Raw genomic sequence first — 23,577 nt, 5'->3', positions numbered from 1 at the left:
GTCGATTCCTTTAATTTATTGCTAGGCACATACTGCCCTTCAATGACACAAACGCGTGACATGGGCTACGGTTCCCGCTCTGTTTCGATTTGTCCGCGGGATTTCGCGGCCCACAGTGCAGACAGGATCAAAACCACCTGAACCGGCACGAAAACAATGCCGAACAGGGCAATCACGGCGATCCAGACCGGACCCGCCAGCAAAACAGGACTGACCCAAGCGAGGACAACAGCCAACACGACCGCCAGCGCCAGCGCATCCAGCACCACCGGACCCCAGGCCGCGATCCAGCCCGGACGCGTGCCTGCCGCGATCCGCCGTTTGCCCAGCGCCCGCGACAGGATCATCAGGCGCGCAAAAGGTCGTTGATGGCGGTCTTGGACCGGGTTTGTTCGTCCACCCGTTTCACGATCACGGCGCAATACAGGTTAACCCCGTTCTTGCTGGGCATCGATCCAGCCACGACCACGGAATAGGGCGGCACTTCGCCATAGGTGAATTCGCCGGTTTCACGGTCCACGATTTTTGTCGATTTGCCGATGAACACACCCATGCCCAGCACGGACCCTTCGCGCACGATGCAGCCTTCGACGACTTCGGACCGGGCACCGATGAAACAATTATCTTCGATGATGGTCGGACCCGCCTGCATCGGTTCCAGCACGCCGCCGATGCCGACGCCGCCGGACAGGTGGACGTTCTTGCCGATCTGCGCGCAACTGCCCACCGTGGCCCAGCCGTCGACCATCGTGCCTTCGTCAACATAGGCACCCAGATTGACGAAGGACGGCATCAACACCACGCCCTTGCCGATAAAGGCCGACCGCCGCACGATGCTGCCGGGCACCGCGCGGAACCCCGCCGTGCGCCACTGGTCGGCATCCCAGCCGTCGAATTTGGACGGCACCTTGTCCCACCATGTCGCCCCGCCGGGTCCACCCGCGATCGGTTCCATGTCGTTCAGACGGAACGACAACAGAACCGCCTTTTTCGCCCATTGGTTCACATGCCAGTCGCCGTTGTCGCGGCGTTCAGCGACCCGCAGCTTGCCGCTGTCCAGCGCGTTCAGCGTGGCTTCGATCGCATCGCGGGTTTCGCCTGTGGTCGCAGGCGTGATGGCATCACGATTGTCCCAAGCGGATTCGATCGCGGTTTCAAGCTGGGCGTTGGACATCGTAAGGACCTCTTGGCTGGTTTGGCGGTTAGGTCCGGGCTATAGACCACGGACGCCGTGCCGCGCAATCACAAGGACAATCCATGAAAGACGACCACCGAAAATCGCTACGGGATTCCGGCACCGACCGTGCCACGGCGCGACAGGTGCCCGACACACCGCAGACCCGTGCGCCATCGTATAAACTGGCGTTCGCCGATGATGATTTTCTGTGCCGCGAAGAATTGCGCCCGGTCCGCTGGCAACTGGAATTGATGAAGCCGGAATTGCTGATGAACGAAGCGGGGGTCACGTCGACCGTCGTGATGTTCGGCGGCGCACGCATCCCCGCCCCTGCCGACAAGGCGACGGCACGCACGCAGACCTTGGCCGACCTGACCGCGTTCTACGACGAGGCGCGGACGTTCGCCCGGCTGATGACGGAACGGTCACTGGCGAATGGCGGGACCGAAAACGTCATCGCCACCGGCGGCGGCCCCGGCGTGATGGAAGCAGGCAACCGCGGTGCTGCGGACGCGGGCGGCAAGTCCATCGGGCTGAACATCGTGCTGCCGCACGAACAGGCCCCAAACATCTATGTCACGCCCGGCCTGTGTTTCAATTTCCACTACTTTGCCACGCGCAAGATGCATTTTCTGATGCGCGCATCGGTCATCACCGTGTTCCCCGGCGGTTTCGGCACGCTGGACGAAATGTTCGAGGCGCTGACCCTGATCCAGACGGGCCGCATGCAAAAGGTGCCGTTCCTGCTGTTCGGACGCAGTTTCTGGGAAAAGATCATTAATTGGGATGCGCTGGCCGACGCCGGCACGATTTCACCCGCCGATCTGGACCTGTTCCGTTTCGTCGACACCGCCGAAGAAGCGCTGGACGCGATCGACACATGGGACGGCGCGGGCGAAGTGCGCGACACCATTCCGGGGCGGTAGGGTCACGCGCGCATGATCGGCAGAAATACCGTTTGTGCGCGCGATATATCTTGAATCGTTGATGTTTCGCACGCGAAACAAATTATGTTAAACACCAATGATTTCTTTACCTTAGCAAAGAAACGGTGACCGAACCCCGTCTTCTTGTCCAAAAAATCCATTCCGCAGACCCGCATGTCGATATCGGGCAATCTTTTGTTCACGGATATGCCGGATCGGTTAAAGGCCCGTTTCCGCTTCGATCTGTTTGCGGGATTTGCGGGCGCGTTCGGTTTCGGATTTCAGCTGACCGCAGGCGGCCATGATGTCTTCGCCACGGGGTTTGCGGATCGGGCTGGCATAACCGGCCTTATAGATGATGTCGGCAAAAGCCTTGATCCGGTTGTTGGACGACCGTTTGTAGGGCGCGCCGGGCCATTCGTTGAACGGGATCAGGTTGATCTTGGCCGGAATGCCGTCGATCAGTTTGATCAGGCGGCGTGCGTCGTCGTCGCTGTCGTTCACACCGTCCAGCATCACGTATTCGAATGTGATCCGTTCGCTGTTGCTGACCTTGGGGTATTCGCGCAGCACATCCAGCAGTGCCGCGATATTCCAGCGCTTGTTGATCGGCACCAGTCTGTCGCGCACGTCATCAGTGGTCGCGTGAAAGCTGACGGCCAGTTGGCAGCCGATTTCCTGCGCAGTCCGCGCGATTTCGGGCACCACGCCGCTGGTCGACAGGGTGATGCGGCGGCGCGACAGGGCCAGACCTTCGCCATCCATCGCAATTTTCATCGCGTCACGGACGTTTTCAAAGTTATAGAGCGGTTCACCCATGCCCATCAGCACGATGTTGGATACCAGACGCGGGCCGTTATCGCCCGTGCCCTGACCGGGGGTGTGCCATTCGTCCAGATCGTCGCGGGCCAGCATGACCTGCCCCACAATTTCACCCGCCGTCAGGTTGCGGACCAGTTTCTGTGTGCCGGTATGGCAGAACGAACAGGTCAGCGTACAGCCGACCTGTGACGACACGCACAGCGTGCCACGGTCGGTTTCGGGGATATAGACGACCTCGACCTCGTGGCCGCCTGCAATGCGGACAAGGTATTTGCGGGTGCCATCCGTGGACACCTGACGGGTCACGACCTCTGGCAGGCTGATGACGAATTTTTCTGCCAGCAGGGCGCGAAAGTCTTTTGACAGGTTGGTCATTTCGGCAAAATCGCGCACGCCCCAGTGATAAATCCACTGCCAGATCTGGTTGACCCGCATCTTGGCCTGCTTTTCAGGGGTGCCGGCGCCGATCAGCGCATCGCGCATGGCATCGCGGGTCAGACCGACAAGGTTGACCGGGCCATCGGCCAGCTTGCGCGGGATGGTGTGAACGTCCTGTGTGATCGGTGCGGTCGCGGTCATGTCAATTACCCCTCAAGGCGTGAAGCACGCCCCATATAAGCAAAAAGGCCCGGTTTCCAATGGAAAACCGGGCCCCAGATTGTTTGCTGCCAAAATCAGGAGCAGCGGTTTTCGGCTTCTTCGACCCCGGCGGTAAAGCCCAGAAGCGAAAAGGTATCTGTGGTGATGTTGCCACGACCGGACCGCGCACGCAGCACGGCATCGGTGCCGCGCTTCATCGCCGCGACGACCTGTGCGTCATCTTCTGGGGTGGCGGGCCAAGCCCATTCACCTTCGGTGAACAACTGGAACGTGCTGCCGCCAACGACCATTTCGACGGTGGACCCGGATGCAAACGGATAACCGCCCGTGAACGTCACCTGCCCCTGCACATTGGCACCGGGACGGTAGAACACCATCAGGTAGATGTCGCCACGGTTGCCCGTCGTCGGGTTGCCGTTGCCGTCTGTCAATGTGCTGGTCGTGGGCGCCGACACGCTGATACATTCACGCGGGCTTTCAGCCTCGAACGTGCTCCAGTCCGTGTTGGCGGCCACAAGATTGTCGGTGGTCTGCTGTGCTGCGGCCGGAACGGCGAGCGCGCAGGTCAGCGCCAGTGTCGTGCCGAGGGTCGTCAATTTCTTCATGTCTTAGGCCTCCAAGCTGCCCTTGCCTGTTATTGTGTGCCGCAGCGGTCTTGGCGACCTTTTCGTCTGGCGGCGCGATCTTCAACCGGGTAGCCATAGCCCTAGCAAAAAACCGCCCAGATTTGAAAGCCAATTCCACGCACAATGACGTGGGTCAGAGGAACACATGCCCGCACCAGCCCCCCTTGTCGATGTCATCCGTGGTGATCTGCTGGAATCGCAGCACGCCGGACATGCCGTGGTGTGCGATGATACCGGCCAGATCGTCCACGCATGGGGCGATCCCGGTGCTGTGATCTTTCCCCGGTCGTCGTGCAAGATGATTCAGGCGCTGCCGCTGATCGAAAGCGGTGCGGCGGATGCGCACGGTCTGACGCCAGAGCATCTGGCGCTGTCCTGTGCCAGTCATCAGGGCGCGCATATCCACACGGACCGGGTGCGGGTCTGGCTGGATACGCTGGGGCTGCGTGATGACGATTTCCGCTGCGGCCCGCAATGGCCCGCCGATCTGCCCGCACGCGACGAAATCATCCGCGCGCATGCCCGGCCCTGCCAGATCCACAACAATTGTTCGGGCAAACACACAGGGTTCCTGACGCTGAACCGCCATATCGGCGGCGGGGCCGATTACGAACTGGTCGATCATCCCGTGCAGCAGGCCTGCAAGCAGGCGTTCGAGGAGGTGACGGAAGAAACATCGCCGGGCTATGGCATCGACGGCTGTTCGGCGCCGAATTTCGCAACCAGTGTGCACGGTCTGGCGCGGGCGATGGCGGCATTCGCCAGCGCAGGTGACCGCAGCGACACACGGTCGCAGGCGATGGTCCGGCTGACGCAGGCGATGGCAATGCACCCCGCGCTGGTGGCGGGGGAAACCCGCGCCTGCACCGACCTGATGCGCGCGATGGACGGACGCGTTGCGATCAAGACCGGGGCAGAGGCGGTGTTCATCGCCATCATTCCCGAAAAGAAGCTGGGCGTCGCGCTGAAGATCGTGGACGGCAGCACCCGCGCCGCTGAATCAGCAATTGCCGCGATTTTGGTAAAACTGGGCGTGCTGGACGCCGATCACCCCGCCACCCGCGCCCGTATGGCGCCGGACATCCGCAACTGGCGCGGCACGCTGTGCGGCCATATCCGCCCAACCGCAAAGCTGCTGTAAGGATCACGCCATGACGTTCACGCTTGCCACATGGAACATCAACTCTGTCCGTCTGCGCGAAGGACTGGTCGCGCGGCTGCTGCGCGATGAAGCCCCCGACGTGCTGTGTCTGCAGGAATGCAAATCGCCGATGGACAAGATCCCAACCGAACAATTCGAAGCGCTGGGTTTCGTGCACCGCATCGGGCGCGGGCAAAAGGGATACAACGGTGTCGCCATCCTGTCCAAGCTGCCGATCACAGAGGTCGGCGCGGCAGACCATGCGGGCCTGGGCCATGCGCGGCACATCGCGGGGCGGCTGGACAACGGTGTGACGATCCACAATTTCTATGTGCCCGCAGGCGGCGACAAGCCGGACCGCGCGATCAACGACAAGTTCGGCCAGAAACTGGATTACCTGACCGATATGCGCGATGCCTTTCACGCGGACCGTCCGGAACGCGCGATCCTTGTGGGGGATCTGAACATTGCCCCGCGTGAAGACGATGTCTGGGACCACAAGAAGCTGCTGCGCGTCGTCAGCCACACACCCATCGAGGTGGAGCATCTGGCGCAGGTGCAGGACGCGGGCGCATGGGTCGATATCACCCGGCAGGATATGCCGATGGGGAACCTGTATAGCTGGTGGTCCTATCGGTCGCCGGACTGGGACGCCGCCGACAAGGGCCGCCGGCTGGATCATGTCTGGGCGACACCCGACATTTCCGGTGCGGCACATTCCAGCCGCATCCTGCGCGCCGTGCGCGGCTGGGAACAGCCCAGCGATCACGCGCCGGTTTTCGCGACATTCGATCTGTAGGGCGGCCGCATTTTCACGAAAATGCGGATTGGGGCGCCGCCCCAAACCCCGGGATATTTTTGGCAAGAAGAAGTCAGGCCCGCAGCGCGGCCACGACGATATCGGCCAGCGTGGCGTGGGCCGCTGCGTCGTAGTGAACGCCGTCCTGCGTGCTGACGGTGATGTGGTCGCCCGCATTCAGGAACTGCGCGCCCCAGTTTGCGGCAAGGTCACAATACAGCGGCGCAAGCCCTTTGGACCGGGCAGCACCGCCGTAAAAGACCTGTTTGATCGGGCCTGTTTCGACCACCGGGGGCGGGCAGATCAGCAGGATGTCAAAGCCGCCGTGGCGGGTCTGTGCGGCGTCACCGCAGGCGATGGCCAGCAGCCCCGCGACACCGGCGGCGATGCCTTCGGGCGTTTGGCCAAAGTGTGCCTTGCAGTCGTTGGTGCCCAGCATCAGCGTCAGGGTGTCGATCGGGCCGTGGCTTTGAAGTGCGATGTGCAGGCCCAGATGGCCGTTCATATGCGCCCCCATTTCAGGGTCGGTGTCGGCGCGGGCGATGCGGCCCGGCAGGCCTTCTTCGATCAAGGTGCAGTCCAGCGCGCGGGCGGCCCGCGTGGTCCAGCGGGTGCCGTCGTCAAACCGTGCGTAAGTGCCGCGCGTGACGATCGGCGGGGTGCCATGGGTATTGCTGTCGCCAAATGTCAGGATGCTACGGGTCATGGCGGCACGCTATGTGTGGGCTAGGAGCGCGTCAACTGGGTTGCCCCCGCGGGTTGCGACACACATATACGGCATGAACATTTTAAAAGGAGATGCGGCATGATGGATCTGACCCCCACGCCCGAACAGCACATCACCGACAGCACTGACGCGACCTTTATGGCCGATGTTGTTGACGCTTCGATGAAAACGCCGGTCATCGTTGATTTCTGGGCACCGTGGTGCGGGCCGTGCAAGACGCTGGGCCCGGCCATCGAGGCCGCCGTCAACAAGGCAGGCGGGCGGGTCAAGCTGGTCAAGGTCGATGTGGATGCCAACCAACAGATCGCGGGTCAGTTGCGGGTGCAGTCGATCCCGACGGTCTATGCTTTCTGGCAAGGACAGCCGGTCGACGGGTTTCAGGGCGCGCTGCCGCCGTCCGAAGTGGAAACCTTTGTCAACAAGATCGCCGACATGGGCGGAGAGCCCGAAGACGACGGACTGGCCGGCGCGATTGAAGCCGCACAGGCGATGCTGGACGAAGGTGCCACCGCCGATGCCGCCGAAACATTCGCCGCGATCCTGCAGGAAGACCCGCAATCCGCGCCCGCCTATGCCGGGTTGGTGAACGCCCATCTGGCGCTGGACGATCTGGATCAGGCCGAAGCCATCCTGAATGGCGCCCCCGCCGAGATCAGCCACGATCCCGCACTGGAAGCCGCCGCCGCACGGATCAGCCTGTTGCGCGATGCCCAGAACACCGGACCGATCGACGATCTGCGCGCCCGCATCGAAGCCGATCCCGACGACCATCAGGCGCGGCTGGATCTGGCGACGGCGCTGTCGGCCAAGGGGCAAACACAAGAAGCTGTCGATCATCTGCTGGAATCGTTCCGGCGCGACCGCGCGTGGAACGACGAGGCCGCAAAGGCGCATTTGTTCAAGCTATTCGAAGCACTTGACCCAAAGGATCCCGCCGCACTGACAGGCCGACGCAAACTGTCGTCAATGATATTTGCTTAAGTCTGGCAACAGGCTAGATGCTTGCTCATGATCTCATCCTCTGACCTACCCGAGACGATCCCGATCTTTCCGCTGCCCGGTGCGCTTTTGCTGCCCCGGGGACGGATGCCGCTGCACATCTTTGAACCACGCTATCTGGCGATGGTCGAGGACGCGATGAAATCGCCGCTGCGGCTGATCGGCATGGTCCAGCCCTATGACACGCCGGGCAAGCAAAGCCGCCTGCACAGTATCGGCTGCGCAGGACGTCTGAACGCGTTCAACGAAACAGAAGACGGGCGGTACATGATCACCCTGTCCGGCATATCGCGGTTCCGCGTCACGCGAGAGGTGGAGGGGTTCCAGCCCTATCGCCGCTGCGATGTGAAATGGGACGGGTTTGAACGAGATCTGGGACCGGTGGAACGCGATCACGACTTTGACCGCGATGTGTTCATGGACATGCTGGGCCGCTATTTCGACGATCAGGGGCTGAAAACCGACTGGGACCAGTTGGGCGATGCAGAAGATGAATTGCTGATCAATTCGCTGTCGATGCTTTGCCCGTTTCCGCCAGAGGACAAACAGGCGCTGCTGGAAGCGCCTTCGCTGTCGACGCGGCGCGAAACGCTTGTCACATTGATCGAATATGCCCTGCGGGGCGGCAGCGAGGACATGATGCAATGACGTCTTTTGACCCCCGGATGCTGGAAGCGTTGGTCTGCCCCCAGACCCAGACCGGGCTAAGCTATGATGCCGATGCGCAGGAATTGATCAGCAAGCGCGCGGGTTTGGCGTTTCCCATCCGCGACGGTATCCCCGTGATGCTTGTGGACGAAGCCCGCAAACTGGACTGATATTTCGGATGCAGACAGCAAAAAGGCCCATCCTTGCGATGGGCCTTTGGCGTTTGGTCAGTGGGACAGACGATAGCCGCCCTGTTCCGTCACCAGCAACCGCGCATTGCCGGGGTCGAGTTCGATTTTCTGACGCAGGCGGTAGATATGGGTTTCCAGCGTGTGTGTCGTCACACCGGCGTTGTAGCCCCAGACCTCGTGCAGGAGCACATCGCGGGGCACGACGCCATCGGACGCACGATACAGGAATTTCAGGATGTTGGTTTCCTTTTCCGTCAGACGCACCTTGCGGTCGTCTTCGGTCACCAGCATCTTTTGTGCGGGCCGGAAGGAATATGGCCCAAGCTGGAATACCGCGTCTTCGGATTGTTCGTGTGTCCGCAACTGGCTGCGCAGACGGGCCAATAGGACAGGAAACTTGAACGGTTTACTGACGTAATCGTTCGCACCCGCGTCTAGGCCGTAAATCGTATCGGAATCACTGTCCTGCGCTGTCAACATCACGATAGGGCATTTCACGCCCTGCTTGCGCATCAGGCGGCACAATTCGCGGCCGTCGGTATCAGGCAGGCCGACATCCAGAATGACCAGATCGTACAGCTGTTCCTTGACCTTGGTCATGGCGGTTGCGCCATCGTCTGCTTCGAAGACATCGAAATCTTCGGTCATCAGCAGTTGTTCGCCCAGCGCTTCGCGCAGGTCATCGTCATCGTCAACAAGAAGAATTTTCTTCAACTGTGCCATCACTAACTCCGGTTTTGTCTGAACATCAGGTGTGTCCAGACAGGGAAACAACAACCAATACTGCAAAATGTTCACACGGACGTGTGATTTAGATTGATTTTGTTTCAATCCGGCGCGCGGCGGCTTAAATCGGGGCATCCAACAAGGGGGATGGCCGCATGTCGCTGGCACCGGATAGCACGGAACGTCTGGCGCGCGCGCGCGCGGATTTGCGCATGGGCGTGCCGGTCATCGTGGATGGCGCGGGGTTGATGCTGGCTGCCGAAACGCTGACGCTGGACAGATTGCAGGCTGTGCGCGACCTGTACCCGGCGGTGGCGCTGACAGACTGGCGCGCCAAAACGCTAAAGGTTGCGGCCTATGACGGCGATGTCGCGCGGATCGCGCTGCCCGCCGATGCCGGCGGCGACTGGGTCCGGGCGCTGGCCGACCCGGCGGATGATCTGCGCCACCCGATGAAAGGTCCGCTGCGTGGGTTGCGTGACGGGTCCGCCGTGCTGGCGCGTGCGGCGGTTGCATTGTGCAAATCGGCACGACTGTTGCCTGCCGCCGTGATCGCGCCGCTGGACGATGCCGCCGGGTTTGCAGTGCAGCATGGGCTGACGGTGGTGAACGCGGACGATGCGATGACCCCTGCGGTGGCGACACTGTCGCGGGTCACGGGCGCACGCCTGCCCATGGCCGTGTCCGACGCCGGGCGACTGCACGTCTTTCGCCCCGACGACGGGGCAGAGGAACATTACGCCGTTGAAATCGGCAACCCCAACCGCGACGCACCGGTACTGGCCCGGCTGCATTCGGCCTGTTTCACCGGTGACCTGCTGGACAGCCTGAAATGCGACTGCGGCCCGCAGTTGCGCGGTGCGCTGGCGCAGATGGGCGCCGAAGGTGCAGGCGTGCTATTGTATTTGAATCAAGAGGGACGCGGGATCGGTCTGGCGAACAAGATGCGGGCCTATGCCCTGCAGGATCAGGGATTCGACACGGTCGAGGCAAACCACAGGCTGGGGTTCCACGACGACGAACGGGATTTTCGCATCGGCGCGGCCATCCTGTCGCAACTGGGGTTCAGTGCGGTGCGCCTGCTGACTAACAACCCGGCCAAAATCGCGCGGATGCGCGATTCCGGTATCGACGTGACCGAACGGGTGCCGCTGCGGGTCGGGGAAAACGTGCATAACCACGCCTATCTGGCGACCAAGGTTGCCAAATCCGGCCATCTGCTGTGACAGCCCCGGCATGACGCCCGACGACCTTGTGCTGACACCAACAAATGTCCGGTTTCAGGGCCGCCGCTTTGCCTGCACCATTGGGCGGGGCGGGCTGACCACGGCAAAGGCCGAAGGCGATGGCGCCACGCCGCGCGGCATTCACCGGATTGTGGACATGCTGTATCGGCCCGACCGCATGGCGCGCCCGGTCCATTGGGCACGTCCGATCCGGCACGGTGATCTGTGGTCGGACGATTCGGACGATCCCGATTACAACCGCCTTGTCCGCGCGCCACACCGCTTTTCCCACGAATCCCTACGCCGCGCCGACCCGATGTATGACCTGATCCTTGTGACCGACTGGAACTGGCCCGATGCGGCGGCCGGCGCCGGGTCTGCCATTTTCCTGCACCAATGGCGGGGGCCGGGCCGTCCAACTGCGGGCTGTGTCGCGTTTCGGCGCGATCATCTGCGCTGGATTGCGGCAAGGTTAAAGCATTTCAACCGGCTTGTTATCGCTTAACGCTGGACCTTCACGGCATTAATTTGCCAAACGAAAGGACATGCGATGAAACCTCAAGGCCACTTCATGACCGAAGCGCAAATCAGCGACCTGCCCTACCGCCCCTGCGTCGGGGTCATGCTGGCGAACACCCGGGGGCACGTCTGGGTCGGCAGCCGTCTGGACCGTGACACCGATGCCTGGCAGATGCCGCAGGGCGGGGTGGACCGGGGCGAAACCTGCCGCGACGCTGCGCTGCGCGAGCTGTGGGAAGAAACCGGGGTCAGCGACCGACTGGTCACCGTCGAAGGCGAAACCGCCGGGCTGATCCGCTATGATCTGCCGCATGATCTGGTGGGCAAGGCCTGGGGCGGGAAATACCGCGGTCAGGAACAAAAATGGTTCCTGTTCCGTTTCCATGGCAAGGATACGGATATCGACATCGCAACAGAACACCCGGAATTTTCCGCATGGAAATGGATGCCAAAGGAACAGCTTGTCGCCAATATCGTGCCGTTCAAGCGCGCGGTTTACGAACAGGTTCTGGCGGAATTGGGTGGCAAACTGTGAAATGGGCCGCCGTTGTGGCGGCGCTGACAGCCACGCAGGCCAATGCATTGTCCTGTATCCAGCCCGATCCGCTGGCGACGTTTGATCGCGCCAATGCCAGCGACACGCCCTATCTGCTGTTGACCGGGCAGATCACGCTGGATCACCCCGCCCCCGATCCGATCACGAAACCCGTGAGTTTGCGCGGTACGTTCGCAGGCGTCGGGCTGGGCATGACCGGGTTCAACGTGCCCTTTGCCGAAGCGATCTGGCTGGACGTGACCTGCGCCGGACCGTGGTGCGGGTCGGTGCCGACCGACGCCGATGTCATGGCTTTTGTCGATGTCGGCGCCGACATGCCGACGATCACGCTGGACGCCTGCGGCGGCTGGGTCTTTGGCGCACCGGATCAGGCATTGCGGGATCAGTTGACCCAATGCCTGACCGACACCCCCTGTTCACCGCAGCCGGTCGAGTAGTCCGACAGACGCAAACCCGTCGGGCGGCAGACCCAGGCTGGCCTGATAGCGCTGGATCGCGCCACGGGTGCCGGACCCGATGGTGCCGTCGATGCCATTGGTATCGAAACCGGCGGCGGTCAGCCGTTGCTGCAATTCGACCCGTTCGGCACGGGTCAGGTTACGCTCTCCGGCGACAAAGGGGGTGCGCAGGGGGCCGAGCCCCTTGATCCGGTCGCCCAGATAGCCGACGCCGATGATGTAGGCTTCGGCGTTGTTGTAACGGCTGATGACGTCAAAGTTGCGGAACACCAGAAACGCAGGGCCACCTGCGCCGGTCGGTGTGATCAGGCTGGCTGTGCCATAATCGGGCACGGGGCGACCATCGACACCCACGACGCCGCGTGCGGCCCATGCGCCAGTGGATTGTTTCACGCTGCGCGACGACTGGCTGTAATCGAACCCGCGCGGCAGTTGTACTTCGACCCCCCAAGGCTGGCCACGGGTCCAGCCGAAGCGCGACAGATAGGCGGCAGTGGACGCCAGCGCGTCGGACGGATCATCCGCCCAGATATCGCGTCGCCCGTCGCCGGTAATATCGACCGCATAGGCCTGATAGCTGGTCGGGATGAACTGGGTATGCCCCATCGCACCGGCCCAGCTGCCGGTCATCCGGTCGGGCGTCACGTCACCGTTTTGCAAGATACGCAATGCGGCGACCAGTTGTTCTTCGAAAAAGCGGCCGCGCCGTCCGTCATAGGCCAGCGTCGCAAGTGTGGAAATCAGCGGCACGTCGCCCCGGCGTTTGCCGAAATTGCTTTCCATGCCCCAGACGGCCAGCACGACATGGCGGTCGACGCCGTATTGCTGTTCGATCCGGTCCAACAGGCCGCTTTGTGCGGACAGTTGCGCGCGGCCTTCGGCAATGCGGTCATCAGATGCGGCGGTGGACATGTAGTCCGCCAGCGGTTTGACGAATTCGGCCTGATTGCGGTCGCGGCGGATGCTGTCGGGCAGATAGCCTGCCTGCGCAAACGCCCGGTCAAATGTCGTGGCAGAAATGCCTTGTGACAGCGCGCGCGGGCGGAAGCCGGCCACCCAGGCATTCAGTCCGGCATTCGGCACCGGCACGTTTTCGGCACGGTCCGGTCGGGCGACGGGCCTGTCCGTCGATTGAGGCGCACCACAGGCGGCAGTGGCAAGGCACAGGGCAATAATCAGAAAGGCGCGCATGGCAAAACAGGTCCGGATTGGGGTCAGCCGCACCTTACGACAGCGGCGGATTTCAGCAAGCAAAAGGGGGCGTTGCGGCAAGATACCGCCGGGGTCTTGCACCAGCCCGCGCACAGGGTAATGGTCCTGCCATGACACAGACATTGCTTTCCTTTGGACATGGATATTCCGCGCAGGCACTGGAACGACTGCTGCTGCCCCGCGACTGGCGCATCATCGGCACCACCCGGAGCGACGACAAGGCCGCGGCGTTCATGGCGCGTGGCGTGGAACCGCAGATCTGGCCCGGTGCCGACATGACGCAGGCATTGGATGCGGCGACACATCTGTTGATTTCCGCAGCCCCCGACGACGACGGCGACCCGGTGCTGGCCGTGTGGCACGACCAGATTGCCGCCCGTGCAGACCAGTTCGCATGGGTCGGTTATCTGTCCACAACCGGCGTCTATGGCGATCATGCCGGCGATTGGGTGGACGAGGACGCCGCCCTGACCCCCGCCACCAAACGCGGACAGGCACGGGTAGAGGCGGAAGCGGCATGGCGCGCGATCCCCGGCCTGCCGCTGCATATCTTTCGCCTTGCCGGGATCTATGGCCCCGGTCGCGGTCCGTTTTCCAAGGTGCGGAACGGCACCGCGCGCCGGATCATCAAGGACGGTCAGGTGTTCAGCCGCACCCATGTCGCGGATATTGCCCGCGTGCTGGAAGCGTCGATCGCGCGGCCCAATCCCGGTGCCGCCTACAACGTCTGCGACGACGATCCGGCCCCGCCGCAGGATGTGATCGCCTATGCCGCCGAACTGCTGGGCCTGCCTGTGCCAGAGGCCGTCGCATTTGAAGATGCCGACATGTCCCCGATGGCCCGCAGTTTCTATGCCGAAAGCAAAAAGGTCCGGAACGACAAGATCAAGGACGAGCTGGGCGTTGAATTGCTGTTTCCCGATTACCGGTCGGGGTTGAAAGCGTTGCTGGCGCAGCAAAGCGGCGCTTGAAACCGAACAGCGGGCCGATCATATCGGCGCAAACCATCCAAAGGTCCGATGATATGTCCCTGCGCAGCACCCTTGGCCGTCAGCTTGATCGCAGATTGGTCCAGAACATCATTCTGGGCGTGATCATATTCAACGCGGTGCTGCTGGGACTGGAAACATCCGCCACGATCATGGCGGAGGCCGGGCCATTGATCCTGTTTCTGGACCAGTTGTGTCTGACGATTTTCGTCGTCGAGCTGGGGACCAAGCTGTTCGTGCGCGGCAAGGATTTCTGGCGCAACGGCTGGAACATCTTTGATTTCGTGATCGTCGGCATCGCGCTGATCCCCGCGTCGCAGGGTCTGTCGGTGCTGCGCGCATTGCGCGTCCTGCGCGCGCTGCGCGTCATATCCGTGGCGCCGTCCCTGCGCCGCGTGGTCGAAGGGTTGGTGACCGCCCTGCCCGGCATGGCGTCGGTATTCCTGCTGATGGGGATCGTATTTTATATCGGCGCGGTCATGGCGACGAAATTGTTTGCGGCGTCGTTCCCCGAATGGTTCGGCAATCTGGGGCTGTCGCTGTATTCGCTGTTCCAGATCATGACGCTGGAAAGCTGGTCAATGGGCATCGTCCGCCCCGTGATGGAGGTCTATCCCTACGCCTGGATGTTCTTTGTGCCGTTCATCCTTGTGACCACCTTTGCCGTGGTCAACCTGTTGGTCGGTCTGATCGTCAATTCGATGCAGGACGCGCACCATCAGGAAGCGGGCGCCGCCACCGATGCCTATCGTGATGACGTGATGGCGAAACTGGACGCGATCGAAAAGCGATTGAACGAACGAACACCGCCGCCCTGATGATCCTGACGGCAGCCAAGATGAAACCCGGCAATGGCGACGCATTGCCCCGCCCGGATCAGGCCCGTTTTTCCATCTGGGCCACACCCAGCACGTCCAGCACTTTGGCTTCGATATCGGCGGCGCCCAATCTTGCGGTGGCGTACATGTCGGCGGGCGATGCGTGGTCAATGAAAGTGTCAGGCAAGGTCATCGACCGGAATTTCAGCCCGTGATCGAACACGCCTTCGTCCGACAAAAGCTGGGCGACGTGCGACCCGAAACCGCCAACGGCGCCTTCTTCGATGGTAATCAGCGCGTCGTGGTCAGCCGCCAGTTTCAGGATCATGTCACGGTCCAGCGGTTTGGCGAACCGGGCATCGGCGATGGTCGGCGTAATGCCGCGCGCACCCAACGCTTCGCAGGCGGCTTCGACTTCTGACAGGCGGGTGCCAAAGGACAGGATGGCCACCTGTTTGCCCTCGCGGATCATGCGGCCCTTGCCGATTTCCAGCGGTTGCGCATCGACGGGGATTTCGACGCCGACACCTTCGCCACGGGGGAAACGGAACGCGATGGGGCCTTCGTCATGGGCCACGGCGGTGGCGACCATGCGGACCAATTCCGCCTCGTCCGCGGCGGCCATGACGACAAAGCCGGGCAGGTTCGCCAGAAACGCCACGTCAAAACTGCCCGCATGCGTGGCCCCGTCCGCGCCGACAAGTCCCGCGCGGTCGATGGCAAACCGGACCGGCAGGCGCTGGATGGCAACGTCATGCACGACCTGATCGTAGCCGCGTTGCAGAAACGTGGAATACAGCGCGCAGAACGGTTTCATGCCACCCGCCGCCAAGCCCGCGCAAAATGTGACGGCGTGCTGTTCGGCAATGCCCACATCAAAACAGCGGCTGGCGAACCGCTGCATGAATTTATCCAGCCCGGTGCCGTCCGGCATGGCGGCGGTGACGGCGCAGACCTTTTCATCCTTGGTGGCGGCGTCGATCAGCGCCTTGGCAAAGACGGCCGTATAGGACGGCGCGTTGGATTTGGCTTTTTGCACCTCTCCGGTCAGCACGTCGAATTTGCCGCGCGCATGGCCCTTGTCGGCGGCGGCCTCTGCCGGGGCGAATCCCTTGCCCTTGGTGGTGATGGCGTGGATCAGGATCGGGCCGTCGGCGCGTTCCTTGACCGTGCGAAGAACAGCCAGCAATTGTTCCATATCGTGCCCGTCGATGGGCCCGACGTAGGAAAAGCCCAGCTCTTCGAACAGGGTGCCGCCGACGGTCATGTGTTTCAGCATATCCTTTGCGCGCTTGGCACCTTCGCGGAACGGCGGCGGCAGGAACGACACGGCCCCCTTGGCCACAGCTTTGAGATCCTGAAACGGGGCACCGGCGTAAAGCCGCGACAGATAGGACGACATGGCACCGGTCGGCGGTGCAATCGACATTTCGTTGTCGTTCAGGATCACGATCAGCCGCTTGCCCAGATGACCGGCATTGTTCATCGCCTCGTACGCCATGCCGGCGGACAGCGACCCGTCACCGATGATCGCAATGGCATCGCCCACCTCTCCGCCCAGATCGCGGGCGACGGCAAAGCCAAGCGCCGCACTGATAGAGGTCGAGCTATGCGCCGCACCAAAAGGATCATACGGGCTTTCTGACCGTTTGGTAAAACCTGACAGACCGCCCTTTTGCCGCAGCGTGCGAATCCGGTCACGACGGCCAGTCAGGATTTTGTGCGGGTAGCACTGGTGACTGACATCCCAGATGATCTTGTCACGCGGTGCTTCAAAAACGGCGTGCAGGGCGACGGTCAGTTCCACAACACCCAGACCCGCACCCAGATGGCCGCCGGTCACGGACACGGCGCTGATCGTTTCGGACCGCACTTCATCCGCGATCTGGCGCAGCTTGCGGTTCGACAGCCCCTTTAGATCGGCTGGCGACTGGACGTTATCCAGCAGGGGGGTATTGGGTCTGTCGGTCATGATGTCCTCACTTGTCACGCGCGATGACGAATCGCGCGGCCTCCCTCAGGGTATCTGCGCTGGACCCGTAACCGGTCAATGCGTCACAGGCCGCATCAACCATATCCTGCGCGCGCGTCTGCGCACGATCCAGCCCCAGCAGCGATACGAACGTCGCCTTTCCAGCGCCCGCATCCTTGCCCACCGCCTTGCCCACGGTTGCAGCGTCCCCGGTCGCATCCAGCACGTCGTCCGCGATCTGAAACGCCAGCCCCAGCGCATCGCCATAGGCTTGCAACGCCATTATGTCGTCGCCCGCGATCCGGGGTCCGGCACAGGCAGACCATGTGATCAGGGCACCCGTCTTGCCTGCCTGCAACGCGGTGATCGCGTCGATATCCAGCGTTGGCCCGGTTTCCGCGGCAATATCCAGCGCCTGACCCAGCACCATGCCGCGCGCGCCCGCGGCCCGCGCCAGCGTCAGCGCCAGTTCCGCGCGGATCGCGGCATCCACACCGGAACCCGGTTCGCAAATCAATTCAAAGGCCAGCGATTGCAGCGCATCGCCCGTCAGGATCGCCGTCGCGTCGCCCCATTTGCAGTGCACCGTCGGCTGGCCACGGCGCAGATCGTCATTATCCATCGCAGGCAGATCGTCATGCACAAGGCTGTAGGCATGGACCGCCTCGATCGCCGCCGCCGCATGTCCGGCGCGGTCACCGACCCCATGCAGACGCGCACCTTCGCGAACCAGAAACGCGCGCAACCCCTTGCCGCCCTGCACGGCATACAGCATCGCGTCACGCAACGGGACATCGGGGCCGGGGGCCAGCGTCGTTTCGATCAGCCGGATCGCGTCAGAGGCATCAAGCGCCAGGCGGTTGGCGAACATCACGGGTCAAGCGGTTCCGTGCCAGCAGCCTGCCCATCGGGACCGACGGTGATTTTTGCGACCTTTTCCTCGGCCTCTGTCAGCTTGGCTTCGCAGCGGGCTTTCAGCGCGGCACCGCGTTCATACAGTGCGATGCTGTCGTCCAGTGCGACGTCGCCGCGTTCCAGCTTGCCGACAACGCTTTCCAACTCGCGGATCGCATCCTCAAAGGTCATTTCATTGACAGGCGTATCAGCCATCGCATCGCTCCCTCAGAACCTTGACATGGGCTGCCACACAGGCGCCCAGCGCCGTCAGGTCATAGCCGCCCTCCAGACAGGACACCACCCGCCCGTCACACAGATCGTCGGCCAGATCGCACAGCGCCCCGGTGATCCATCCAAAATCGTCCGCCACCAGCGCGAGCCCGGCCAGCGGATCATGGGCATGGGCATCAAAGCCTGCAGAAATCACGATCATGTCGGGTTTGAACGCCCGCACACGCGGCAGAACATGGGTGTTCATCGCGTGGCGAAACCCGGTGCCGTCAGTGCCTTCGGCCAGCGGGACGTTCACCACATTATCCGCAACGCCAGTTTCATCGGCATGGCCGGTGCCGGGATACAGCGGCATCTGATGGGTGGAACAAAACAGGATGCGCGGATCGTCTTCGACCAGATCCTGCGTGCCGTTGCCGTGATGCACGTCAAAATCAACGATCGCGACGCGGGAAAGCCCGTGATGGTCCAGCGCATGTTTTGCGGCAATCGCAACATTGCCAAAGAAACAGAACCCCATCGCGGTGGTCTTTTCCGCGTGGTGGCCCGGCGGACGCATGGCGACGAATACATTTCGCGCAGTGCCATCCATGACCAGATCGACAGCGCGCACGGCACCCCCCGCCCCGCGGCACACGGCAGCCAATGTACCGGGCGACATATGCGTATCGGCATCCAGCGAAACCACACCTGTCGCGGGGGCCGCCCGGCGGAGCGCGTCCAGATGCGACCGGGGATGCACGCGCAACACGTCATCTTCGGCCGCCATCGGTGCAAGGATGCGGTGCAAATCCATTCCGTCCAGCGCATGCGCCACCGCATCCATACGGGCCACCTGTTCAGGATGGCCGGGCGGCGTGACGTGTTCCAGACAATCAGGATGTGTAATCAGGACTGTTTTCATGCACCCAGAAAACCCTGCCCCGCGCAAAAGGACAAGAGCATCATCTTGCCCGAAATACTCAAACGCGACCTTGCCACAGGTCAGACGTCAGCCTGACTGGCAGTCCCCTGCAGACCTGTGTGTTTCAATCTAGTCGGGGGACAGCATGTAACCCGCCCCGCGCACGGTCTGCAGATAGCGCGGTTGCTTGGGGTCCGGTTCGATCTTGCGGCGCAGGCGCGTGATCTGGACATCGACCGCGCGTTCTTGCGTCTGGCCCCCGGACCGGCTCAATTCCTCGACCAATTCCTGTCGCGTGACGGGTTCATGCGGGCGGGTCGCGAAGATGCGCATCAGCTGGCTTTCGGTCGCCGTCAGTCGCAGGGGGCCGGTGCCATCGCGGATTTCGCCTTTGCCGATGTCGTATGTGAACAGCCCGATGACCAGTTCCGTCGCGGCGATGGGCTTTGCGTCTTCCTTTGGGGCGCGCCGCAGGATCGCGTTGATCCGCAGCAGCAGTTCCTTGGGTTCGAACGGTTTGGCCAGGTAGTCATCGGCCCCTGCTTCCAGTCCCCCGATCCGGTCGGCGGTTTCGCCGCGCGCTGTCAGCAACAGCACGGGGGTGCCCAGACGGGACCGCAGGTCGCGGCAGAAACTGATGCCGTCCTCGCCCGGCATCATCACATCCAGCACGATCAGATCGAATTCCAGTCCTGACAACAGACGGCGGGCCTGCGCCGCATCCCGCGCCAGCGTCACAAGAAACCCCGACCGCACAAGGTATTTGCGCAAAAGATCGCGGATGCGTTCGTCATCGTCCACGACCAGCAAATGCGGAGAGTCAGCGTCCATCGGGTTGATCCACCAGTGATTGATATTGGCGGCGCATTTCAGCGTCCATCATGGCTTCCAGCACCTCGCGGAACCCGGCAACGGCAGCGGGACCGGCCGCGCGATAGGCCGCGCGCATCCGCTCGCGTTGTGCATCCGATAGGCTGCGTTCCAGCGCCGCCCCTTCGGCTGTCAGATGCAGGTGACGTTCGCGACGGTCACGGTCGCCCACGGTGGACGACACAAGACCATCTGCAATCAGGGTCCGCAGCACGCGGTTCAGCGATTGTTTGGTCACCCCAAGGATGGACAACAGGTTGTTGACCGTCGTGCCGGGGCTGCGGTGGATAAAGTGGATCGCGCGGTGGTGCGCCCGCCCGTATGATTTTTCCGCCAAAATCCGGTCGGGATCGGCGGTGAAGCCGCGATAAGCAAAGAACATCGCCTCGATCCCCTTGCGAAGCTGATCGTCCGTCAAAAACAGCAGGCTGCGACCTGCGGGGGCGGTACTGTCAGAGGCCATTGATCCCTACTTTTTAAAATCTTTCGCGCCTTATACGTCAAACCTGTATTGTTTTAGAAGATTTTTACGACCGCGGCGCCGGTTCAATGGGAAATACGTCAGTGTTGTTGACATGACAGCACCCACTTGCTACCGAGCACCTGCAATTCACGCAACATTATGTCCGAACCGGAACCATTTAAGACATAAACGCAAAATCAAAGGGTGGAACATGGAAGGCTCATACGACGACCGCGACGGTAAAATCTGGATGGACGGCCAATTGGTCGACTGGCGCGGGGCTAATGTCCACGTGCTGACCCACGCGCTGCATTACGCGTCGTCCGTATTCGAAGGCGAACGCTGCTACAACGGCAAGATTTTTCTGGACCGCGAACATGCGGAACGACTGCATTTTTCGGCCAACTGCCTTGATTTCCAGATTCCGTATTCTGTCGATGAACTGATGGCGGCAAAGGCGGAAACACTGAAAGCCAACAACCTGACCGACGCCTATGTGCGCGCGTTTGCGTGGCGTGGGGCCGGGCCGGACATGGGCGTTGCTTCGGCGCGCAATCCGGTCCGCGTGGCCATCGCCGCCTGGCATTGGGGTAACTATTATGGCGATGCCAAGACAAAGGGCGCAAAGCTGGATATCGCGAAATGGAAACGGCCCAGCCCCGAAACCATTCCGCATCAGGCAAAGGCTGCCGGGCTTTACATGATCTGCACGATGTCCAAACACGCGGCAGAGGCAAAGGGCTGTTCGGACGCGCTGATGTTCGATTATCGCGGCTATGTCGCGGAATGCACCGGGGCGAACCTGTTTTTCGTCAAGGACGGTGAAGTGCATACGCCGCTGCCCGACTGTTTCCTGAACGGTCTGACCCGCCAGACCGTGATCCAGATGCTGCGCGACAAGGGCATCACCGTGCATGAACGCCACATCATGCCCGAAGAACTGGAAAGCTTTCAGCAGTGCTGGCTGACCGGGACTGCAGCAGAAGTCACGCCGGTCGGCCAGATCGGTGATTACAACTTTGAAGTCGGATCGCTGACGCTGGATATCGCCAGCGATTACGAAAAGCGCGTCCGCGCCTGATCTTGTACGCCCGCCCCTGTCCGGGGGCGGGCGCAACCGACCATGACCTGCCACACGATCCGCGCAGGCTTGATTATGATGCTGCCCGGTCCAGTTTACCCTGATAAACAAAAGGCACATCATGTCCGATCAAGAAGAACACGAATTCCGGCGCGCCGTCGAAGCGAACGAGGCAAAGCGGGAAGCCGCGGTTGCCGACCGCGCGGAACAGGAAACCAACGAGGTCGACGAAGAAGACGCGGTGCGCGAAGCGTCGCATATGTCGGCCAAACTGGTCTATCAGGTCGTCCGCCGCGAAGGTGACGAAGAACTGAAACGTCCGACGCGGTCGTTGTTCTGGTCCGGCATCGCAGCGGGTGTCTGCATCAGCTTTTCAGTGATCGGCGAAGGTATTTTTCACGCGTGGTTGCCGGAATCGGATTGGTTGCCGCTGATCGAAAGCTTTGGCTACACCTTTGGTTTCCTGATCGTCATCATTGGCCGGATGCAGTTGTTCACCGAAAACACGCTGACCACCGTGCTGCCGTTTCTGGCCCGTCCCAGCCGATATTTGCTGGGCTGCGTCGCCCGGTTATGGGGGATCGTCGTCGCGGCCAACGTCATCGGATGTTTCATCGCGGCAATCTTTATCGCCTATATCCCCGCCTTTGAACCAGAAGTGGTAGAGGCGATGAAGGTCATTTCCCGCCATGCGACGGAAAACGACGCGCTGACAGCGTTTTTCAAGGCAATCCCGGCAGGTCTGCTGATCGCGGCACTGGTTTGGATGCTGGCGGCAGGCGAGATGATGAATTTTTTCGTCATATTCGTCATGACATGGCTGATCGCCGCCGGCGGTTTCACGCATATCATTGCGGGGTCGGTGGAAATGGCCCTGTTGCTGGTCACCGGCGAAATGGGGATCGTTCATGCGGTATTCGGCTTTTGGATTCCCGTGTTCCTGGGCAATGTTTTTGGCGGGACGGTGGTGTTCGGCCTGATCACATGGGGTCAGGTCCGCGAAGAGGTTCTGGCGCGGCGCGAATCTTAATTGTGACCGACGGTCCCGGTGACCTTGCGTTGCCGGGCCCGTTGCAGGCCCAGATGCCGTTCACGTAAAATGATCCCGATGCCTGCTGTGATCACGATAGCCGCACCCAATAGCATGGTGCCGGTCGGCACCTCGTCAAAAAAGACGTAGCCCACGATCAGTGCCAGCAACATCGACGAATAATCGAACGGCGCGACCAAGGACGCTTCGGCAAAACGGTAGCTAGATGTCAGAAAGATCTGGCCCAATCCGCCCAGCAACCCGGCGCAGACCAGCAATGCGATCCGGTCGACGGTGGGCATGGCCCAGCCCCACGGCAGCGTCAGCAGCGACAAAACGGTTGCCGTGACAGAAAACCAGAACACGATGGCGGCGGTATTTTCGCTGGCCACCAGTTTGCGCACGAACACCTGCGCGAGTGCTGCACATATCGCCCCCATCAGCACAAGCACAGCCCCCAGCGTTTCCGCCGTGCCCGCAGATGCGCCGACCGTGAGGCGGGGTGACAGGACGATGACCACACCCACCATGCCAACCGCCACAGCCGTCAGCCGGAAACGTCCGACCCGTTCGTTCAGGAACATCGCGGCAAAGATCACCACGAGAATCGGTGCCGCATAGCCGATGGCCGTCACCTCTGGCAGGGGAAGCAGGCCCAGCCCGGCAAATCCAAGCCCCATCGCGCTGGTCCCCGCCAGACCGCGCCAGACATGCCCCAGAGGGTTGCGCGTTTTCCACCCGTCGCGCAGTTCGTGCCGCATGGCCAGCCAGATCAGAATGATCGGCACGGCGAATAGCGACCGAAAGAACACCGCCTGTCCCGGCGGCACCTGATCGGATGCTGCCTTGATCAGCGCGGACATGATGACAAACAGGCAAACCGAAACGAATTTCAGGGCGATGCCGCGCAGTGGTTGCATGAACGTGGTCCTTTCGCCGGGACCCTACGCCCACTGCACAGCGACCGAA

At 61.9% G+C, this 23,577-nt stretch carries 28 protein-coding genes; 14 read left to right on the top strand and 14 right to left on the bottom strand.

Features of this window, described 5'->3' with window-relative positions; genetic code table 11:
* Nucleotides 1-65: 65 nt before the first annotated feature.
* A complete protein-coding gene (locus GZH79_RS05705) occupies nucleotides 66-347 on the bottom strand; it encodes a hypothetical protein (RefSeq protein ID WP_249219009.1) in 282 nt (93 codons plus the stop codon).
* Entirely contained in the window at nucleotides 347-1,174 is an 828-nt protein-coding gene (gene dapD / locus GZH79_RS05700) for a 2,3,4,5-tetrahydropyridine-2,6-dicarboxylate N-succinyltransferase (RefSeq protein ID WP_211642817.1), read from the bottom strand. Before dapD ends, GZH79_RS05705 begins: the two co-directional genes overlap by 1 nt.
* A gap of 83 nt (nucleotides 1,175-1,257) precedes the next feature.
* Here dapD and GZH79_RS05695 point away from each other — a divergent pair, with 83 nt between their 5' ends.
* Nucleotides 1,258-2,103 carry a TIGR00730 family Rossman fold protein gene (locus GZH79_RS05695; protein ID WP_211642816.1) on the top strand — a complete coding sequence of 282 codons (846 nt, stop codon included), beginning with the start codon at nucleotides 1,258-1,260 and terminating at the stop codon, nucleotides 2,101-2,103.
* A gap of 219 nt (nucleotides 2,104-2,322) precedes the next feature.
* Here GZH79_RS05695 and rlmN read toward each other — a convergent pair whose 3' ends face one another.
* Together rlmN and GZH79_RS05685 are read right to left on the bottom strand one after the other, a co-directional pair.
* Nucleotides 2,323-3,504, bottom strand: a complete 1,182-nt coding sequence (gene rlmN, locus GZH79_RS05690) for a 23S rRNA (adenine(2503)-C(2))-methyltransferase RlmN (protein ID WP_211642815.1) — start codon at nucleotides 3,502-3,504, stop codon at nucleotides 2,323-2,325.
* Between the two features lie 95 nt (nucleotides 3,505-3,599).
* Complete coding sequence (locus GZH79_RS05685; RefSeq protein WP_211642814.1) at nucleotides 3,600-4,130, bottom strand: invasion associated locus B family protein; 531 nt, start codon at nucleotides 4,128-4,130, stop codon at nucleotides 3,600-3,602.
* 166 nt (nucleotides 4,131-4,296) lie between these two features.
* Between GZH79_RS05685 and GZH79_RS05680 the strand changes: the two genes are divergently transcribed.
* Nucleotides 4,297-5,292, top strand: a complete 996-nt coding sequence (locus GZH79_RS05680; RefSeq protein WP_211642813.1) for an asparaginase — start codon at nucleotides 4,297-4,299, stop codon at nucleotides 5,290-5,292.
* A 10-nt stretch (nucleotides 5,293-5,302) separates the two neighbouring features.
* Complete coding sequence (locus tag GZH79_RS05675; protein WP_211642812.1) at nucleotides 5,303-6,091, top strand: exodeoxyribonuclease III; 789 nt, start codon at nucleotides 5,303-5,305, stop codon at nucleotides 6,089-6,091.
* A 73-nt stretch (nucleotides 6,092-6,164) separates the two neighbouring features.
* On the opposite strand, the gene GZH79_RS05670 is transcribed toward GZH79_RS05675, so the two are convergent.
* The gene (locus GZH79_RS05670) at nucleotides 6,165-6,797 is read right to left on the bottom strand and encodes a GDSL-type esterase/lipase family protein (RefSeq protein WP_211642811.1); all 633 of its coding nucleotides are present in this window, start codon (nucleotides 6,795-6,797) and stop codon (nucleotides 6,165-6,167) included.
* 99 nt (nucleotides 6,798-6,896) lie between these two features.
* Here GZH79_RS05670 and GZH79_RS05665 point away from each other — a divergent pair, with 99 nt between their 5' ends.
* Genes GZH79_RS05665 through GZH79_RS05655 form a run of 3 tightly spaced genes read left to right on the top strand, consistent with a single transcriptional unit; the run spans nucleotide 6,897 to nucleotide 8,635 of the window.
* Nucleotides 6,897-7,799, top strand: coding sequence for a co-chaperone YbbN (locus GZH79_RS05665; protein WP_211642810.1), 903 nt, complete (start codon nucleotides 6,897-6,899; stop codon nucleotides 7,797-7,799).
* Nucleotides 7,800-7,826: 27 nt separating this feature from the next.
* On the top strand, nucleotides 7,827-8,465 hold the full coding sequence (locus GZH79_RS05660; protein ID WP_211642946.1) for an LON peptidase substrate-binding domain-containing protein: 639 nt from the start codon (nucleotides 7,827-7,829) through the stop codon (nucleotides 8,463-8,465).
* Entirely contained in the window at nucleotides 8,462-8,635 is a 174-nt protein-coding gene (locus tag GZH79_RS05655; RefSeq protein WP_211642809.1) for a Trm112 family protein, read from the top strand. The genes GZH79_RS05660 and GZH79_RS05655 overlap by 4 nt, the downstream gene beginning before the upstream one ends.
* 57 nt (nucleotides 8,636-8,692) lie before the next feature.
* Here the strand turns inward: GZH79_RS05655 and GZH79_RS05650 are convergent, their stop codons facing one another.
* Entirely contained in the window at nucleotides 8,693-9,379 is a 687-nt protein-coding gene (locus GZH79_RS05650) for a response regulator transcription factor (RefSeq protein WP_211642808.1), read from the bottom strand.
* A gap of 158 nt (nucleotides 9,380-9,537) precedes the next feature.
* On the opposite strand from GZH79_RS05650, the gene ribA reads away from it, so the two are divergent.
* The 4 genes from ribA to GZH79_RS05630 all read left to right on the top strand — a co-directional run bounded on the left by ribA (nucleotide 9,538) and on the right by GZH79_RS05630 (nucleotide 12,120).
* Nucleotides 9,538-10,608, top strand: a complete 1,071-nt coding sequence (gene ribA / locus GZH79_RS05645) for a GTP cyclohydrolase II (protein WP_211642807.1) — start codon at nucleotides 9,538-9,540, stop codon at nucleotides 10,606-10,608.
* Between the two features lie 10 nt (nucleotides 10,609-10,618).
* A complete protein-coding gene (locus tag GZH79_RS05640) occupies nucleotides 10,619-11,113 on the top strand; it encodes a L,D-transpeptidase family protein (RefSeq protein WP_211642806.1) in 495 nt (164 codons plus the stop codon).
* Between the two features lie 66 nt (nucleotides 11,114-11,179).
* Entirely contained in the window at nucleotides 11,180-11,662 is a 483-nt protein-coding gene (locus tag GZH79_RS05635; RefSeq protein ID WP_211642945.1) for an RNA pyrophosphohydrolase, read from the top strand.
* Nucleotides 11,659-12,120 carry a hypothetical protein gene (locus tag GZH79_RS05630; protein ID WP_211642805.1) on the top strand — a complete coding sequence of 154 codons (462 nt, stop codon included), beginning with the start codon at nucleotides 11,659-11,661 and terminating at the stop codon, nucleotides 12,118-12,120. Before GZH79_RS05635 ends, GZH79_RS05630 begins: the two co-directional genes overlap by 4 nt.
* On the opposite strand, the gene GZH79_RS05625 is transcribed toward GZH79_RS05630, so the two are convergent.
* Entirely contained in the window at nucleotides 12,100-13,476 is a 1,377-nt protein-coding gene (locus GZH79_RS05625; protein WP_249219008.1) for a lytic murein transglycosylase, read from the bottom strand. The genes GZH79_RS05630 and GZH79_RS05625 overlap by 21 nt on opposite strands.
* Here GZH79_RS05625 and GZH79_RS05620 point away from each other — a divergent pair.
* Nucleotides 13,464-14,324: an SDR family oxidoreductase gene (locus tag GZH79_RS05620; protein WP_211642804.1), complete on the top strand. Its 861-nt coding sequence runs from the start codon at nucleotides 13,464-13,466 to the stop codon at nucleotides 14,322-14,324. The genes GZH79_RS05625 and GZH79_RS05620 overlap by 13 nt on opposite strands.
* Nucleotides 14,325-14,377: 53 nt before the next feature.
* Complete coding sequence (locus tag GZH79_RS05615; protein WP_211642803.1) at nucleotides 14,378-15,160, top strand: ion transporter; 783 nt, start codon at nucleotides 14,378-14,380, stop codon at nucleotides 15,158-15,160.
* Nucleotides 15,161-15,218: 58 nt separating this feature from the next.
* On the opposite strand, the gene dxs is transcribed toward GZH79_RS05615, so the two are convergent.
* The 6 genes from dxs to GZH79_RS05585 all read right to left on the bottom strand — a co-directional run bounded on the left by dxs (nucleotide 15,219) and on the right by GZH79_RS05585 (nucleotide 20,497).
* Nucleotides 15,219-17,132, bottom strand: a complete 1,914-nt coding sequence (dxs, locus tag GZH79_RS05610) for a 1-deoxy-D-xylulose-5-phosphate synthase (protein WP_211642802.1) — start codon at nucleotides 17,130-17,132, stop codon at nucleotides 15,219-15,221.
* 7 nt (nucleotides 17,133-17,139) lie between these two features.
* Complete coding sequence (locus GZH79_RS05605; protein WP_211642801.1) at nucleotides 17,140-18,003, bottom strand: polyprenyl synthetase family protein; 864 nt, start codon at nucleotides 18,001-18,003, stop codon at nucleotides 17,140-17,142.
* On the bottom strand, nucleotides 18,003-18,242 hold the full coding sequence (locus GZH79_RS05600) for an exodeoxyribonuclease VII small subunit (protein WP_211642800.1): 240 nt from the start codon (nucleotides 18,240-18,242) through the stop codon (nucleotides 18,003-18,005). The genes GZH79_RS05605 and GZH79_RS05600 overlap by 1 nt, the downstream gene beginning before the upstream one ends.
* The gene (locus GZH79_RS05595; RefSeq protein ID WP_211642799.1) at nucleotides 18,235-19,164 is read right to left on the bottom strand and encodes a histone deacetylase family protein; all 930 of its coding nucleotides are present in this window, start codon (nucleotides 19,162-19,164) and stop codon (nucleotides 18,235-18,237) included. The genes GZH79_RS05600 and GZH79_RS05595 overlap by 8 nt, the downstream gene beginning before the upstream one ends.
* A gap of 129 nt (nucleotides 19,165-19,293) precedes the next feature.
* Nucleotides 19,294-19,995, bottom strand: coding sequence for a response regulator (locus GZH79_RS05590; RefSeq protein ID WP_211642798.1), 702 nt, complete (start codon nucleotides 19,993-19,995; stop codon nucleotides 19,294-19,296).
* Complete coding sequence (locus tag GZH79_RS05585; RefSeq protein ID WP_211642797.1) at nucleotides 19,985-20,497, bottom strand: MarR family transcriptional regulator; 513 nt, start codon at nucleotides 20,495-20,497, stop codon at nucleotides 19,985-19,987. The genes GZH79_RS05590 and GZH79_RS05585 overlap by 11 nt, the downstream gene beginning before the upstream one ends.
* 211 nt (nucleotides 20,498-20,708) lie before the next feature.
* Between GZH79_RS05585 and GZH79_RS05580 the strand changes: the two genes are divergently transcribed.
* Both GZH79_RS05580 and GZH79_RS05575 read left to right on the top strand, forming a co-directional pair.
* Nucleotides 20,709-21,578: a branched-chain amino acid aminotransferase gene (locus GZH79_RS05580; RefSeq protein ID WP_211642796.1), complete on the top strand. Its 870-nt coding sequence runs from the start codon at nucleotides 20,709-20,711 to the stop codon at nucleotides 21,576-21,578.
* Between the two features lie 121 nt (nucleotides 21,579-21,699).
* Nucleotides 21,700-22,608 (top strand): formate/nitrite transporter family protein, encoded by a 909-nt coding sequence (locus GZH79_RS05575; protein ID WP_211642795.1) that lies wholly within the window; start codon nucleotides 21,700-21,702, stop codon nucleotides 22,606-22,608.
* Here the strand turns inward: GZH79_RS05575 and GZH79_RS05570 are convergent.
* The gene (locus GZH79_RS05570) at nucleotides 22,605-23,528 is read right to left on the bottom strand and encodes a DMT family transporter (RefSeq protein WP_211642794.1); all 924 of its coding nucleotides are present in this window, start codon (nucleotides 23,526-23,528) and stop codon (nucleotides 22,605-22,607) included. The genes GZH79_RS05575 and GZH79_RS05570 overlap by 4 nt on opposite strands.
* Nucleotides 23,529-23,577: the final 49 nt, after the last annotated feature.

Source organism: Loktanella sp. SALINAS62 (genome assembly GCF_018263905.1).
Lineage (GTDB): Bacteria > Pseudomonadota > Alphaproteobacteria > Rhodobacterales > Rhodobacteraceae > Loktanella.
Note: the sequence above shows the minus strand (reverse complement) of the source record. Positions and strands in the feature narration are given on the sequence as shown.